This window comes from Alsobacter sp. SYSU BS001988 (assembly GCF_054796215.1).
The window spans coordinates 16773-31305 of sequence record NZ_JBTAMK010000013.1; the positions used below are offsets into that span (position 1 = coordinate 16773).

The window sequence follows — 14533 nt, forward strand, 5'->3', positions numbered from 1 at the left end:
GGGAGTCGGGGGGCTCTCCGCGTGGCGGCGTGGCGTCGAGGGGCGTCACGCCGCGCGGTCTATCCGGCGGCGGCCATCCTTTCGGGCGGGCCAGTCGACCCGCCCTCGCCGTCCCGGACGCAGTCGCCTCAGTCGAGGCGGAACTTCTCGAACTCGCGGTGCTCCGCCTGGATCTTGCGCACCGTGCCGGTGATCGAGCGGTACACGATGGTCTCCGTGTGGATGACCTCCTTGCCGAAGCGCACGCCCGAGAGCAGCTGCCCGTCGGTGACGCCGGTGGCCGAGACGATGACGTCGCCGGCCGCAAGGTCGATCATCTCGTATTTCCGCTTCGGATCCGCGACGCCCATGCCGCGGGCGCGCTCCACCTTCTCGGGCGTGTCCAGGATCAGGCGCCCCTGCATCTGCCCGCCGACGCAGCGCAGCGCCGCGGCGGCCAGCACGCCTTCCGGCGCTCCGCCGATGCCGAGATAAAGGTCGATCCCGGTCTCGTGCTGCATGGCGGTGAAGATGACGCCCGCGACGTCGCCGTCGGTGATCAGCCGGATCGAGGCGCCGGTCTTGCGCACCGCCGCGATCAGGTCCGCGTGGCGGGGGCGGTCCATGATCAGGACCGAGACCTCATGCGGCTTGACGCCCTTGGCCTTGGCCACCGCGGCGATGTTGTCGGCGGGGCTGGCGTCCAGGTCGACGACGCCCTGCGGATAGCCGGGCCCGATCGCGATCTTGTCCATGTAGACGTCCGGCGCATAGAGGAGCGACCCCGCCTGGGCCATGGCCATCACGGCGATCGCGCCCGGCATGTCCTTGGCGCAGAGCGTCGTGCCCTCGAGCGGGTCGACGGCGATGTCGACCTTGGGACCCTTGCCGTTGCCGACGCGCTCGCCGATGAACAGCATCGGAGCCTCGTCGCGCTCGCCCTCGCCGATCACGATGGTGCCGTCGATCGGGAGCTTGTTCAGCTCGCGCCGCATGGCGTCCACGGCGGCCTGGTCGGCCGCCTTCTCGTTGCCGTGGCCCCGCAGCCGCGCGGCCGAGACGGCGGCGCGCTCGGTGACGCGCACGAGCTCCATGGACAGGATGCGCTCGATCACGTCCTTGGGCTGAACATTGATGTCGTGGGTATGATCGATCACGGCCGTTTCCCCGATCTTTCTGGGTGTGGACAGGTTGCGCAGTCTCGCTGGCGTAAAGTCGGAGGCCGCCGGAGGGTTGCGCGGCTGAACGCGTTCAGGGCGAAGCGCCCGCAAGGGCGCCAGCCCATCATGCTCTATTCCCGCTCGATGCGGATCACCTGAGGCGGCTCGGCGATGTGCCCGTCCGCCATCATGGCCTCGATGGCGGCGCGGATCGCGGCCTCGGTGGTCGCATAGGTGATCAGCACGACCGGAACCGGCGCGCCGGAGCGGCCGTCGCCGGACGGGCGAGGTCCGGGCCGACGCTGCACGATGCTCTCCAGCGAGATCTGCCGCTCCGCCATGCGGGTGGCGATCGCGGCGGCGGCGCCGGGTCGGTCCAAAACGGAGAGGCGGATATAATAGCCGCCCTCGTGGCGCTGCATGGGCGCGCGCTCGGCCCGCTCCAGCCCGGCGACCGGCTGGGCGAAGGGCGACACCACGACGCCCCGGGCGACGTCGACGAGATCGGCCAGGATCGAGGAGGCGGTGGCGTCGCCCCCGGCGCCGGGACCCACCAGCGTGATCTCGCCGACCGGTTCGGCCAGCACGTTGACGGCGTTGGTGACCCCCATCACCTGCGCGATCGGCCAGGTCTTGGGCGTCATGGTCGGGTGGACGCGCTGCTCGATGCCCGTCTCGGTGCGCTGCGCCACGCCCAAAAGCTTGATGCGATAGCCGAGATCGTCGGCCATCTTGAGGTCCAGCGGCGTGATGGAGCTGATGCCCTCGATGTGGATGGCGTCCGCGTCGATCTGCGTCCCGAAGGCGAGGCTGGTGAGAATCGCGAGCTTGTGGGCGGTGTCGAAGCCGCCGACGTCGAAAGTGGGGTCCGCTTCGGCGTAGCCCAGGCGCTGCGCATCGGCCAGCACCTCCTCGAAGTCGAGCCCTTCCAGCTCCATCCGCGACAGGATGTAGTTGCAGGTGCCGTTCAGAATGCCGGAGATCCGGTGGACGACGTTGCCGGCCAGCGTCTCGCGCAGCGCCTTGACGATCGGGATGCCTCCGGCGACGGCGGCCTCGAAGCCGATGCTGACGCCTTTTTCCTCCGCAAGCCTCGCCAGCGCCGCCCCGTGATGGGCGAGCAGCGCCTTGTTGGCGGTGACGACCGGCCGTCCCGCCGCGAGGGCGGCCTCGACGACCGCCTTCGCGGGGCCGTCGGATCCGCCCATGAGCTCGATCACGCAATCCACGCCGGGAGCCTTGGCGAGCGCCACCGGATCGTCGAACCACTCGAACCGGGAGATGTCGACGCCGCGGTCGCGCGAGCGGTCGCGGGCCGAGACGGCCACGATGGCGACGGCCCTGCCGCAGCGCGCCTCCAGGGTCCGGGCGTGCGCGTCGAGCAGACGGACCACGGAGGCCCCCACGGTGCCGAGCCCGGCGATACCGACCCGTAGGGCCTCAACCATGACCTGATCCTGTCGAAAAGGCGCGCCCTATCAGCCGCGCGCCGCCAGCGGGACGACGTTGTGCAATGTTTTTTCCGCCGTTTCAAGAAAGCGGCGGACGTTGCGGGCGGCCTGCCGGATGCGCTGCTCGTTCTCCACCATGGCGATGCGCACATACTCGTCGCCGTGCTCGCCGAAGCCGATGCCGGGCGCCACGGCCACCGACGCCTTTTCGACGAGAAGCTTGGAGAACTCCAGGCTGCCCAGCTCGCGGAACGGCTCGGGGATGCGGACCCAGGCGAACATCGAGGCCTGCGGGGCGGGGAAGTCCCAGCCGGCCTTGGAGAAGCTGTCCACGAGCGCGTCGCGGCGCTTGCGGTAGGTCTCGCGCATCTCGCGGATGCAGTCGTCGGGCCCGTTCAGCGCGGCCGTGGCGGCGACCTGGATCGGCGTGAAGGCGCCGTAGTCCAGATAGCTCTTCACCCGCGCCAAAGCCGCGAGCAGGCGCTCGTTGCCGACGGCGAAGCCCATGCGCCATCCGGCCATGGAGAAGGTCTTGGACAGGGAGGTGAACTCGACCGTGACGTCGATCGCGCCCGGCACCTGCAGGACGGAGGGCGGCGGGTCCTTCTCGTCGAAATAGACCTCCGCATAAGCGAGGTCGGAAAGCAGGATCAGCTCGTGCTTCTTGGCGAAGGCGACGAGGTCCCGGTAGAAATCAAGCGAGGCCGTATAGGCGGTCGGGTTGGCCGGATAGCAGGTCACCAGGGCGATCGGCTTGGGGATCGAGTGGATGACGGAGCGCTCCAGCGCGCGGAACATCTCGGCCGTGGGTTCGGCCGGGACCGAGCGGATCACGCCGCCCGCCATGAGGAAGCCGAAGGCGTGGATCGGGTAGCTCGGATTGGGCACCAGCACCACGTCGCCCGGCGCCGTGATGGCCTGCGCCATGTTGGCGAAGCCTTCCTTGGAGCCCAGCGTCGCGATGACCTGGGTGTCCGGGTTCAGCTTCACGCCGAAGCGGCGCTCGTAATAGCCCGCCTGGGCGCGGCGCAGGCCGGCGATGCCCTTGGAGGCGGAATAGCGGTCCGTCCGCGGCTTGCCGGCGGTTTCGACCAGCTTGTCGATGACGTGCTTGGGAGCGGCCAGGTCCGGGTTGCCCATGCCGAGGTCGATGATGTCGGCGCCGGCGTTGCGTGCGGCGGCCTTGATCCGATTCACCTGCTCGAAGACGTAGGGCGGCAGTCGCTTGATGCGGTGAAAATCGGTCATGGTCTTCAGTTCCCGTTGTCGAGGCCCCCTGCCCGGCCCGTCCGGCGGGAGCGATCGTGAAAGCGCCCCCGCGCCGCCACGCAACGGCGCGCCAGAGCCGCCGCCCCCCATGCGCGAAGCAGCGCGCCTGTTTAACATCGACGGGCCGCGCTGGCACGCGTTCGTTGCGGAACCTTGACCAAAGACCGATGGCGGCGCCCGGCGAAGGCGCAAGGTTCGGGTTAAAGCGGAGCGCCGGGCGGCTTCGCCGCGGCCTTGTCCGCGCCGGCCGCCTTGGGCTTGGCCGGCGCGGGCGGCTTGCGGCCGCCCAGCCTGTCGTGGCGGACCCGGGTCGCCACCATCTCGGCCTCCAGCTCTTTCACCTTGGCCGGATCGCGCGGCTTCATCGCCCGCGCCGGCGGGACCACGCCGACCGGCATGTAGTCCATGGAGGGCGGGCGCGACTTCGCCACGAAGTCCGCCGGCGGCGGCACGGTGGTGGTGATGTTGAGCTTGTCCGTCACGCCCTTGACGCTGGGATTCTCGGACAGCGGCTGCGCCGAGCAGCCTGCCGCGCCCAGCCCGACCGCGGCCAGCAACGCCAGGCCCGCGCAAGTCCTGGCCCGCGCTCCGGGCCTGGCTCGTTTTCCGGTCTTGCGGACGCGCCAAAAATTCACGAATGCTGCTCCGTCATGCGGCGTTCAACGAAACGCCTATGAAGTTCGACGAATTTTTTGGCCCTGAAAGGCCGGTTAGATCGTTACTATGTCGACAACGAGAGCGCCCCGGCAAGGGCCGCCACGTGTCAGAGAGGATTGTACGCCCATGCCATCCGGCGAAGCTCACGAAAAAACCTCGCCGCCGCTGCCGGACGTCGAGGCCATGGCGGCCAATTCTGCCCGCCTGATGGAGGAACTCGGCAAAGCCACCGCCGCGGCGTTGAAGCCGGTCGAGGAGGGCCGCGTCAAGCCCGGCGTGAGCGACGAGGTGAGCGACATGGTCAAGACGCTGGGCCAGGTGGCCGAGCACTGGGCCATGGACCCGCAGCGCGTGATCATCGCCCAGACCTCCCTCACCAAGGGCTTCATGGACCTGTGGACCGGTTCGATGCGCCGCCTTCAGGGCGAGAACGTGCCGGCCGTCGCCGAGCCGGAGCCGTCGGACAAGCGCTTCCGCGACCCCGAATGGTCTGAAAATCCGGTCTTCGATTTCATCAAGCAGGCCTATCTGATCACGTCGCGCTGGGCCGAGGACCTCGTCAAGCAGGCCGAGGGCGTCGACCCGCACACCAAGCACAAGGCGGAGTTCTACGTCCGCCAGATCGCCAGCGCGCTCGCGCCGACGAACTTCGTGGCCACCAACCCGGAGCTGATTCGCGAGACGCTGAAGGAGAACGGCGAGAACCTCGTGCGCGGCATGAAGATGCTGGCGGAGGACATCGAGGCCGGCCGGGGCACGCTGAAGCTGCGCCAGACCACCTCGGGGACGTTCGCGGTGGGCCACAACATGGCCACCACGCCCGGCAAGGTCATCTTCCGCAACGACCTGATGGAGCTGATCCAGTACGCGCCCACCACCGAGACGGTGTACAAGCGGCCGCTGTTGATCGTGCCGCCGTGGATCAACAAGTTCTACATTCTCGACCTGAATCCCGACAAATCCTTCATCCGCTGGGCGGTCGCCCAGGGACTGACGGTGTTCACGATCTCCTGGGTGAACCCGGACGAGCGCCAGGCGCAAAAGAGCTTCGAGGACTACATGCGCGAGGGCGTGTTCGCCGCCCTCGACGCCATCGAGACGGCGACCGGCGAGAAGAAGGTCACCGCCATCGGCTATTGCGTCGGCGGCACGCTGCTCTCTGTGGCGCTGGCCCACATGGCCGCCCAGGGCGACGACCGGATCGAGAGCGCGACCCTGTTCACCACCCAGGTGGACTTCACCTATGCGGGCGATCTTTCGGTCTTCGTCGACGAGGAGCAGGTCCGCAACATCGAGGACAAGATGTATGCGCGCGGCTATCTGGAGGGCTCCAGCATGGCCAGCGCCTTCAACATGCTGCGTCCGAACGATCTGATCTGGCCCTATGTGGTCAATGTCTATCTGAAGGGGCAGTCGCCCTTCCCGTTCGACCTTCTGTACTGGAATTCCGATTCCACCAGAATGCCGGCCGCGAACCACTCCTTCTACCTGCGCAATTGCTACCTGGAGAACAAGCTCTCCGCCGGCAAGATGGAGGTGGGCGGGGTGCAGCTCGACCTGTCCAAGGTCAAGATCCCGATCTACAACCTGGCGGCCCGTGAGGACCACATCGCGCCGGCCAAGTCGGTGTTCCTGGGCTCGCAGTATTTCGGCGGCGAGGTCACTTATGTGCTGGCCGGCTCGGGCCACATCGCCGGCGTGGTGAACCCGGCCGACAAGCCGAAGTACCAGTACTGGACCGGCGGCAAGGTGCAGGGCGAGCTCGACGACTGGATCGCCAAGGCGACCGAGCACAAGGGCTCCTGGTGGCCGCACTGGGCGCAGTGGATCGCCGCGCAGGCCCCCGAGAAGGTCAAGGCCCGCATCATCCCCGGCGGCAAGAAGCTGAAGCCGCTCTGCGATGCGCCCGGCGAGTATGTGAAGGTCCGCGCCTGACGGCGCCGCGGAACTCGGGACCGCAGGTCCTCTGACCGCATCCACCAATAACCGCGAGCCTGAAGGCTCGCGGTCCAGGGCGCGCTGGCGGCTCGGCCGGCGCGTGCGCCGGCCCCCTCGCCGTCCGGGTCAGTATTTGCGCACGATCGGGGTCGTGACCGGGATGGTCTTGGCCACGTCGTCCCAGCGGTAGCGCAGGCCGACCGAGACGATGTCGACGCGCGCGTCGACCTTGCCGACCAGCGGGCCGGAGGCGGCCGAGTAGCTGGGGTTGCCGGGCGTCAGCGCGATGCGGGTGCTCTTGGGGAAGAGGTGCGCGTAGGAGACGTCGAAGGTCAGCTTGTCGTTGAAATTGTAGCTGGCGCCGATCGTCGTCCAGATGCGGTCGTTGTCGGGCAGGCGGATCGTGCGGGTGCGGTCCTCGATCGGCGAGACCTCGTAGCCGAGGCCGGCGCGCACGGTCCAGAGCGGGTTGATCTTGTACTCGCCGCCGACGGAGAAGAAGTAGCCGTCCTTGTAGTCCAGCGTCAGGGCCGGCAATCCGGGATAGAGGCGGCCGGTGGTCTGGTCGACGACGCGCGGATAGCCCACGCGGCTCCAGTTGGTCCATTCGGCGCCGAGCGACAGCGTGAACTGCTCGGTGATCTGCTGGCGCAGGCCGAAGGTGAGCATCTCCGGGAGCACGATGTTGAGCTTCACCGGGCGCGTCGGGAACGCCGCCGCTGCGCCGGCGAGGGCCGGGACGGCGTTGAACGGCGCCGGGATCTGCAGGCCGTTGACGGTGCCGTCGAGCTTCTCCTCCACGGCGGAGCGGAAGCCCACGCCGATCTCGGTGCCGGCGAACGGACGGACCGTGGCGCCCAGCGTGTAGCCGACGCCCCAGCCGTCGCCCTCGAGCCCGAAAGCCTGGCTCAGGCTCGGCGCCGCGGCGGTCTGGAAGAAGGACTTGTAGTTGGCCTTGAAGTACATGACCTGCAGGCCGGCGCCGACCGAGAGCCAGTCGTTCACCTTGTAGGCGACGTTCGGGTTCACGTTGAAGGACGTCACGCGGGTGGAATAGCCGTAGCTGCGGGCCGTGAAGCCGTAGTCCGGCTTGGTCGCCAGGCCGAAGGGCGCCCCGGTGGACAGGCCGATCCACAGGCGGTCATTCACCTGGTAGGAGCCGTGGCTCGCCGGAAGGACCGCGTCGAGAGCGAGGTCGCCGGTGTTCGAGCCGACGAAAACCGGCGTGGACCCGGGCTCGCCGCGGAACTTGGAGTAGGGCGAGATGCCGGCCAGGTTCCACTCGCTGCGCCAGCCCGGATTGTCGGTCATCGTCGCCGGGTTCCAGAACATGGACCCGAGATTGGCCGAGCCGGCCGCTACGCCCGCAAACGCCATGCCGAGCCCGACGGTGCTCTGCTCGCGCAGCGCGAAGGCGCCCGCCTGGGCGGAGCCCTGGGCGGCGAGGGTCAGCACCATGGCCGAAACGGCGGAGGCAAGGACGCTCTTCAGAGCAGTGTTCGACATGATCCGCGTTTCCCCAAGGCACGTTTTGCGGTTTGTTCATTGCGACCCAACCAAGTGTTCGCTTGGGCCGTTCTGAATCATTCATCGCAATATTCGCGTTTTCCCGCAATATCGCCTGAAACGGCGGGCTTGCACGGACAAGGCCTCATTTCCCGGCTCGTTTCGGCCCAAATCGGGCCGAAACGGTCGCCAGGATGGGGCGCCGAGGGTAGTTCACACTGAAACCATCCCAAAATCGCCGTTTTCGCCATGCCGCCCTCTTCTCGGATCCCCCCTCCGTGACGGCTCGCCAGCCTGAATGCCGCGTCACGTTGCCGTTCTGCAACATTCGACGAAGCCGCGCGGCAGAAGCGCGGCGGTTGCGCTTGCTCAGGCAGGCTCGCTCTTGCAAGGTCGCCGCCACGGCGTCACAAGCGCGCGGCAAGATCGCGCAAGATCAAGACGGAACATGAGGAAAAGCCCATGAAGCTCGTACGGTTCGGCCAACCCGGCGCCGAGAAGCCCGGCATCATCGACGCCGGCGGCGTCATCCGCGACGTGTCGGCCCATGTGGCGGACTGGGCTGGGGCCGCGCTCGATCCGCAGAGCCTCGCGCGGCTGAAGTCGGTGGACATGTCCAGCCTTCCGGCTGCGCCCGCCGGCGCCCGGCTGGGCTCCTGCGTCGCCCGCCCGGGCAACTTCATCGCGGTCGGGCTCAACTTCGCCGACCACGCCGCCGAAACCGGCTCGCCGATCCCCAAGGAGCCGATCCTGTTCAACAAGGCGCCCAATTGCGTGCAGGGCCCCGACGACGACGTCGTGATCCCGAAGGGCTCGACCAAGACCGACTGGGAGGTCGAGCTCGCCATCGTGATCGGCAAGACGGCGCTCTACGTGTCGGAGGAGGACGCGCTGTCCTACGTGGCCGGCTATTGCATCTGCAACGACGTCTCCGAGCGCGAATACCAGGCCGAGCGTTCGGGCCAGTGGATGAAGGGCAAGGGTTGCCCCACCTTCGGGCCGCTCGGACCGTGGCTGGTCACGCCCGACGAGATCGAGGACGTGCAGAACCTGAAGATGTGGCTGGAGATCGACGGCAAGCGCGTGCAGGACGGGTCGTCGAAGACCATGATCTTCGGCGTCAAGCACCTCGTCTCCTACATCTCGCAGTTCATGCAGATGGACCCGGGCGACGTCATCACCACCGGCACGCCCCCGGGCGTCGGGCTCGGCATGAAGCCCCAGCGCTTCCTCAAGGCCGGCGAGACCATGAAGGTCGGCATCGAGGGGCTGGGCGTCCAGACCCAGAAGGTCGTCGCCTATCAGGGCTGACGGCCGTCCGGACGCAGGCCCTCCGGGGCCTGCGTCGCGCTCGCTCAGGCCAGGCCGAGCATGAGCTTCAGGTTCTGCACGGCGGCGCCGCTGGCGCCCTTGCCGAGATTGTCAAGGCGCGCCACCAGCACGGCCTGCCCCCGGGCGGCGTTGCCAAAGACCCGCAGCTCCATACGGTCGGTGTCGTTCAGCGCCTGCGGCTCGAGCTTGCCGCCGCTCACCGACGGATCGCTCGCCGGGACGACCCTGACGAGCTCGGAGCCGGCGTAGCGCTCCGCCAGAATGGCTTCGAGGTCCTGCGGCTTGGGCGAGCCCTTCAGCGTGTCGAGATGCAGCGGCACGCTGACCAGCATGCCCTGCCGGAAATCGCCCACCGACGGCACGAAGATGGGCCTGCGGCTCAGGCCGGAATAGCGCTGCAGCTCCGCCAGATGCTTGTGCTCCAGGCCAAGGCCGTAGAGTTCGAAGGCCGGGGCCCGGCCGCCCTCATAGGCCTCGATCATCGACTTGCCGCCGCCCGAATAGCCGCTGACCGCATTCACGGTCACCGGGTAGTCCGCCGGCATCACGCCGGCGTCCACCAAAGGCCGGATCAGGGCCACGCCGCCGGTGGGGTAGCAGCCGGGGTTCGACACCTGCCTGGCCCCGCGGATCGCGTCGGCCTGCCCGGGCGCGAGCTCGGCGAAGCCGTAGACCCAGCCCTCGGCGACGCGGTGGGCCGTGGAGGCGTCCAGCACGCGCGGAGCGGCCGTTCCCAGCGCGGCCGCGAGCGCGGCGGATTCCTTAGCCGCGTCGTCCGGCAGGCAGAGCACCACGGCGTCCACCTGCGCCATCAGGTCCTGGCGGGCGCCCGGGTCCTTGCGCCGCGCCGGGTCGATGCTGCGCACCTCCACGCCGGGGACCCCGGCCAGCCGCTCGCGAATGCCGAGCCCCGTGGTGCCGGCCTCGCCGTCGATGAACACCGTCTTCGCAGTCGCAGAATCAGCCATGTCGATCTCGTTCCCTGCCCGGCGCCGCCGGTCCAACCGCCAAACAAAAAAGCCGCGCTCGATGGCGCGGCCGTGACGTCAGAAGCCGATACGGCTCATCGTCGCGCGCGCCGCGGAGCGGCCGCACGTCGCAGGGCGGAAAGGATGAGCGCCGTCGACATGCGTTTGAGATGGCGCAGGACGCGCCGTCTGTCAATGCGCAGGCGTTGAAGAGGGCCTTCCGCCCTGCCGCCTGCACCAACGCCCCTCATCCTGAGGAGTAGGCCTGCTCGGGCCTGCGTCTCGAAGGACGAGGGGGTCCAGAAGGCTGAACCCTCGTGCGCTCTGGAGCCCTCGTCCTTCGAGACGCATCGCCAAGGGGCGATGCTCCTCAGGATGAGGGGATGGTGGGTGGCGGGACCAGAGTGGTCCTGCCGCCTCTCCAACGTTAAAGCGTCTCGAGGAAGCGCGCCGCCTCGCCGGTCGCCGGGCCCACCAGCTCGCCCTCCCACATCACGCGGCGGCCGCGCACGACCGTGCCGACAGGCCAGCCGGTGACCTGGACGCCGTCATAGGGCGTCCAACGGCTCTTCGAGGCGATCCACGCATTGGCGATGGTCTCGCGGCGCTTCAGGTCCACGATGGTGAGGTCGGCGTCGTAGCCGGCCGCGATGCGGCCCTTGTTGGCCAGGCCGAAGATGCGGCACGGCCCCTCGCTGGTGAGGTCGACGAAACGCGCCAGCGAGAGCCGCCCGGCCGCCACATGGTCGAGCATGATCGGCACCAGCGTCTGCACCCCGGTCATGCCGGAGGGCGAGGCCGGATAGGGCTTGGCCTTCTCCTCCAGCGTGTGGGGCGCATGGTCGGAGCCGAGCACGTCCACGACGCCCTGCTCCACGCCCCACCAGATCCCGCTGCGCGCCTCCGCCCCGCGCACCGGCGGGTTCATCTGCACCAGCGTTCCCAGGCGCGCATAGGCCTCGTCGCCGTCGATGGTGAGGTGATGCGGCGTCGCCTCCACGCTGGCGACGTCCTTGTGACCGGCCAGGAAGCGCATCTCCTCGGCGGTGGAGATGTGGAGCACGTGGATGCGGGCGCCCGTCTCATGCGCGATGCGCACGAGGCGCTCGGTGCAGCGCATCGCCACCTCGGGCGAGCGCCAGACGGGGTGGGAGCGCGGGTCGCCCTCCACACGCAGGTCCTTGCGGGCCCGCAGCATCTCCTCGTCCTCGGAATGGAAGGCCGCGCGCCGGCGGGTCGCCCGCAGCACGGCGGCCACGCCGGCGTCGTCCTCGACAAGAAGCGAGCCGGTGGACGAGCCCATAAAGACCTTGATGCCGGCCGCGCCGGGCAGGCGCTCCAGTTCGGGGATGTCGCGCACATTCTCGTGCGTGCCGCCGACCCAGAAGGCGAAGTCGCAATGCATGCGGTGCGTGCCGCGCCGGATCTTGTCGGCCAGCGCCTCGGCGGTGGTGGTCTGCGGGTTGGTGTTCGGCATCTCGAACACGCAGGTGACGCCGCCCATCACGGCCGCTCGGGAGCCCGTCTCGAGATCCTCCTTGTGATCCAGGCCGGGCTCGCGGAAATGAACCTGGCTGTCGATGACGCCGGGCAGCACATGCAATCCCGTGCAGTCGACCCTCTCGCCCGCCGAGGCGCGGGAGAGGTCGCCCAGCTCCGCGATGCGGCCGTTGCGGACGCCGACGTCGCGCACGCCCGCCCCGTCCTGGTTCACCACCGCGCCGCCCGCATAGATCACGTCGAAGGTGTCGGCCATGGGAGGCTCCGCTGAAGCTTGGACGCAGGGATGGACTTGCTGCTTGATCCGCCAGAAGCTTCGCATACGTAAGGGCGGCGGAGGCTGCAAGCCAGACCGCGCCCGATCCTGTCGAGTTCCACCGGAGAGCGCCCATGTCCTCGGCCTTCCTGCACGACCGCGGCGTCGTCCGGATCACGGGGGAGGACGCGCGCGGCTTCCTCGACGGGCTGATCACCGTCGACATGGACAAGGTCGGCGTCGACCGCGCCCGCTTCGCAGCGCTGCTGACGCCGCAAGGCAAGATCCTGTGCGATTTCATCGTCACGGAGGCGGACGGCGAGCAGAGGGGCGGCGGCTTCCTGCTCGACTGCCCGAAGGCGCTGGCGGCCGACCTCACGCGGCGCCTCGCGATGTACAAGCTGCGCGCCAAGGTGACGATCGAGGATCTCTCCGACACGCTGGGCGTCGTCGCCTTCTGGGACGGCGAACGCGGCGGCGACGGCGAGGGCGTCGTCTACGCCGACCCGCGCCACCCCGCGATGGGCGATCGCCTCGCGCTCGACCGGACCCGGGCCGAGAACCTCGGGGTCGGGACGGCGGCGGCGTGGCGGGAGCACCGCATCCGGCTCGGCGTGCCGCAGGGCGGGCAGGATTTCGCCTATGGCGACGCCTTTCCGCACGAGGCCGACATGGACCAGTTAGGCGGCGTCGATTTCGACAAGGGCTGCTATGTGGGCCAGGAGGTGGTCTCGCGCACCCAGCATCGCGGAACCGCCCGCACCCGCATCGTGCCGGTCCGCTTCGACGGCGGCTTCGCGGCCGAGGAAGGCTCCGAGGTGATGGCCGGCGACAAGGCGGCGGGCCGCATCGGCTCCACGGCGCCAGGCGGAATCGGCCTGGCGCTGGTGCGGCTCGACCGGATCGCGGACGCGCTCGCGGCCGGGGCTCCGGTCACCGCCGGCGGGCTCCCCCTTCGTCTGGCGAAGCCCGACTTCGCCCGCTTCGACGTGCCGGGCGCGGCGTAGGCCGCGCAAACACCCTGCCCAGCGGACGAATCCTGCGCTAAGAACAGGCCATGAACGCCCATCTCATCGTCCATCCCGACGGCAAGACGCGCTGCTCCTGGCCCGGCGTCGACCCGCTCTATGTCGCCTATCACGACACCGACTGGGGCGTGCCGGAGTTCGACGACCGCGCCCTGTTCGAGAAGCTGATTCTCGACGGCTTCCAGGCCGGCCTCAGCTGGATCACGATCCTGCGCAAGCGCGACAATTTCCGCGCCGCCTTCGATGGATTCCGGCCCGAGGCGATCGTCCACTACGGCCCCGAGAAGATCGAGGCGCTGATGGCCGACCAGGGCATCATCCGCAATCGCTCCAAGATCGTCTCCACGGTGCGCAGCGCGCGCAGCTATCTCGACATCATGGAGAAGGGCTCCTTCTCGCAGTTCCTGTGGAAGCACCTGGACGGGCGCCCGCAGCAGAACAGCCCCCGCGACCGCGGCGACGTCCCGACCGAGACCGAGACGGCCCGGCGCATGTCCAAGGAGCTGAAGCAGGCCGGGTTCAACTTCGTCGGCCCCACCATCGTCTACGCCTTCATGCAGGCGGTCGGCATGGTCAACGACCACTATGTCGGCTGCTTCCGCCACGAGGAAGTGCGGGCGCTGGGAGCGCGGCTGTGAGCGTCGATGTCGCACTCACGCCGTCCCTCCTCCGTCATCCCCGGCCGGAGCGCCGAAGGCGCGGAGGGGAAGGGTATCCAGGGAACGCCCGGCATCGCTCTGGAACCCCTTCCCGGCGCTGCGCGCCGCCGGGACTGACGGCGCACGGATCGTCGAGCTCCGGAACGGAGCAACTCCATGCCGCCGCGTGACGCATCGCCACGCGCCTGGCAGCGCATGCTGTCGGGCCGCCGCCTCGACCTGCTGGACCCCTCCCCGCTGGACGTGGAGATCGAGGACATCGCCCACGGCCTCGCCCGGGTGGCGCGCTGGAACGGCCAGACCCGGGGACCGCACGTCTTCTCGGTGGCTCAGCATTCGCTGCTGGTGGAGGCCGTCGCCGGCGCGATCGACCCGGCTCTCGCGCCGGAGGCGCGCCTGATCGTGCTGCTGCACGATGCGCCGGAATATGTGATCGGCGACATCATCTCGCCCTTCAAGGCGGTGCTGGGCGACGGCTACAAGGGGATCGAGAATCGCCTGCTCTCGGCCATCCACCTGCGGTTCGGCCTGCCGCCCGCGGCGCCCAAGCCGCTCGCCGCGCTCGCCAAGACCGCCGACAAGGCCTCCGCCTATTGGGAGGCGACGCGGCTGGCGGGTTTCGCCGAAGCCGAGGCGGCGCGCTTCTTCGGCCGGCCGCCGGTCGAGCCTCCCGGCGTCGACGCGCTGATCGCGCCCTGGACGGCGGGCGAGGCCGAGGCCGCTTTCCTCGATCGTTTCCGGGCGCTGGACGGCGCGAGGAGAGGGAACGACGCGCCGCAGGTGGCGCCGGGACGAAACCGCCCTAATCTGGACGCCTGAGCCTCCGGACC

12 protein-coding genes are annotated in these 14533 nt (G+C 69.0%); 5 read left to right on the forward strand and 7 right to left on the reverse strand.

Going from position 1 to position 14533, the window contains the following annotated elements:
* Positions 1 to 128: 128 nt before the first annotated feature.
* The 4 genes from glpX to ACYVO7_RS19445 all read right to left on the reverse strand — a co-directional run bounded on the left by glpX (position 129) and on the right by ACYVO7_RS19445 (position 4494).
* Positions 129 to 1133 (reverse strand): class II fructose-bisphosphatase, encoded by a 1005-nt coding sequence (glpX, locus tag ACYVO7_RS19430; protein ID WP_460451572.1) that lies wholly within the window; start codon positions 1131 to 1133, stop codon positions 129 to 131.
* A 137-nt stretch (positions 1134 to 1270) separates the two neighbouring features.
* Complete coding sequence (locus ACYVO7_RS19435) at positions 1271 to 2587, reverse strand: homoserine dehydrogenase (protein WP_460451465.1); 1317 nt, start codon at positions 2585 to 2587, stop codon at positions 1271 to 1273.
* A 30-nt stretch (positions 2588 to 2617) separates the two neighbouring features.
* The gene (locus tag ACYVO7_RS19440; RefSeq protein WP_460451466.1) at positions 2618 to 3838 is read right to left on the reverse strand and encodes an LL-diaminopimelate aminotransferase; all 1221 of its coding nucleotides are present in this window, start codon (positions 3836 to 3838) and stop codon (positions 2618 to 2620) included.
* A gap of 221 nt (positions 3839 to 4059) precedes the next feature.
* On the reverse strand, positions 4060 to 4494 hold the full coding sequence (locus ACYVO7_RS19445; protein ID WP_460451467.1) for a hypothetical protein: 435 nt from the start codon (positions 4492 to 4494) through the stop codon (positions 4060 to 4062).
* Positions 4495 to 4642: 148 nt separating this feature from the next.
* On the opposite strand from ACYVO7_RS19445, the gene phaC reads away from it, so the two are divergent.
* Positions 4643 to 6451, forward strand: coding sequence for a class I poly(R)-hydroxyalkanoic acid synthase (gene phaC, locus ACYVO7_RS19450; protein ID WP_460451468.1), 1809 nt, complete (start codon positions 4643 to 4645; stop codon positions 6449 to 6451).
* Between the two features lie 129 nt (positions 6452 to 6580).
* Here phaC and ACYVO7_RS19455 read toward each other — a convergent pair whose 3' ends face one another.
* Positions 6581 to 7960: an OmpP1/FadL family transporter gene (locus ACYVO7_RS19455; protein ID WP_460451469.1), complete on the reverse strand. Its 1380-nt coding sequence runs from the start codon at positions 7958 to 7960 to the stop codon at positions 6581 to 6583.
* A gap of 462 nt (positions 7961 to 8422) precedes the next feature.
* Between ACYVO7_RS19455 and ACYVO7_RS19460 the strand changes: the two genes are divergently transcribed.
* Positions 8423 to 9271 (forward strand): fumarylacetoacetate hydrolase family protein, encoded by an 849-nt coding sequence (locus tag ACYVO7_RS19460; RefSeq protein ID WP_460451470.1) that lies wholly within the window; start codon positions 8423 to 8425, stop codon positions 9269 to 9271.
* 44 nt (positions 9272 to 9315) lie between these two features.
* On the opposite strand, the gene argC is transcribed toward ACYVO7_RS19460, so the two are convergent.
* Positions 9316 to 10260 carry an N-acetyl-gamma-glutamyl-phosphate reductase gene (gene argC, locus ACYVO7_RS19465; protein ID WP_460451471.1) on the reverse strand — a complete coding sequence of 315 codons (945 nt, stop codon included), beginning with the start codon at positions 10258 to 10260 and terminating at the stop codon, positions 9316 to 9318.
* Positions 10261 to 10687: 427 nt separating this feature from the next.
* Positions 10688 to 12016, reverse strand: a complete 1329-nt coding sequence (locus ACYVO7_RS19470) for a dihydroorotase (RefSeq protein WP_460451472.1) — start codon at positions 12014 to 12016, stop codon at positions 10688 to 10690.
* Between the two features lie 134 nt (positions 12017 to 12150).
* Between ACYVO7_RS19470 and ygfZ the strand changes: the two genes are divergently transcribed.
* The 3 genes from ygfZ to ACYVO7_RS19485 all read left to right on the forward strand — a co-directional run bounded on the left by ygfZ (position 12151) and on the right by ACYVO7_RS19485 (position 14522).
* Complete coding sequence (ygfZ, locus tag ACYVO7_RS19475; protein WP_460451473.1) at positions 12151 to 13023, forward strand: CAF17-like 4Fe-4S cluster assembly/insertion protein YgfZ; 873 nt, start codon at positions 12151 to 12153, stop codon at positions 13021 to 13023.
* Between the two features lie 50 nt (positions 13024 to 13073).
* Positions 13074 to 13682, forward strand: a complete 609-nt coding sequence (locus tag ACYVO7_RS19480; RefSeq protein ID WP_460451474.1) for a DNA-3-methyladenine glycosylase I — start codon at positions 13074 to 13076, stop codon at positions 13680 to 13682.
* Positions 13683 to 13859: 177 nt separating this feature from the next.
* Complete coding sequence (locus tag ACYVO7_RS19485; RefSeq protein WP_460451475.1) at positions 13860 to 14522, forward strand: hydrolase; 663 nt, start codon at positions 13860 to 13862, stop codon at positions 14520 to 14522.
* Positions 14523 to 14533: the final 11 nt, after the last annotated feature.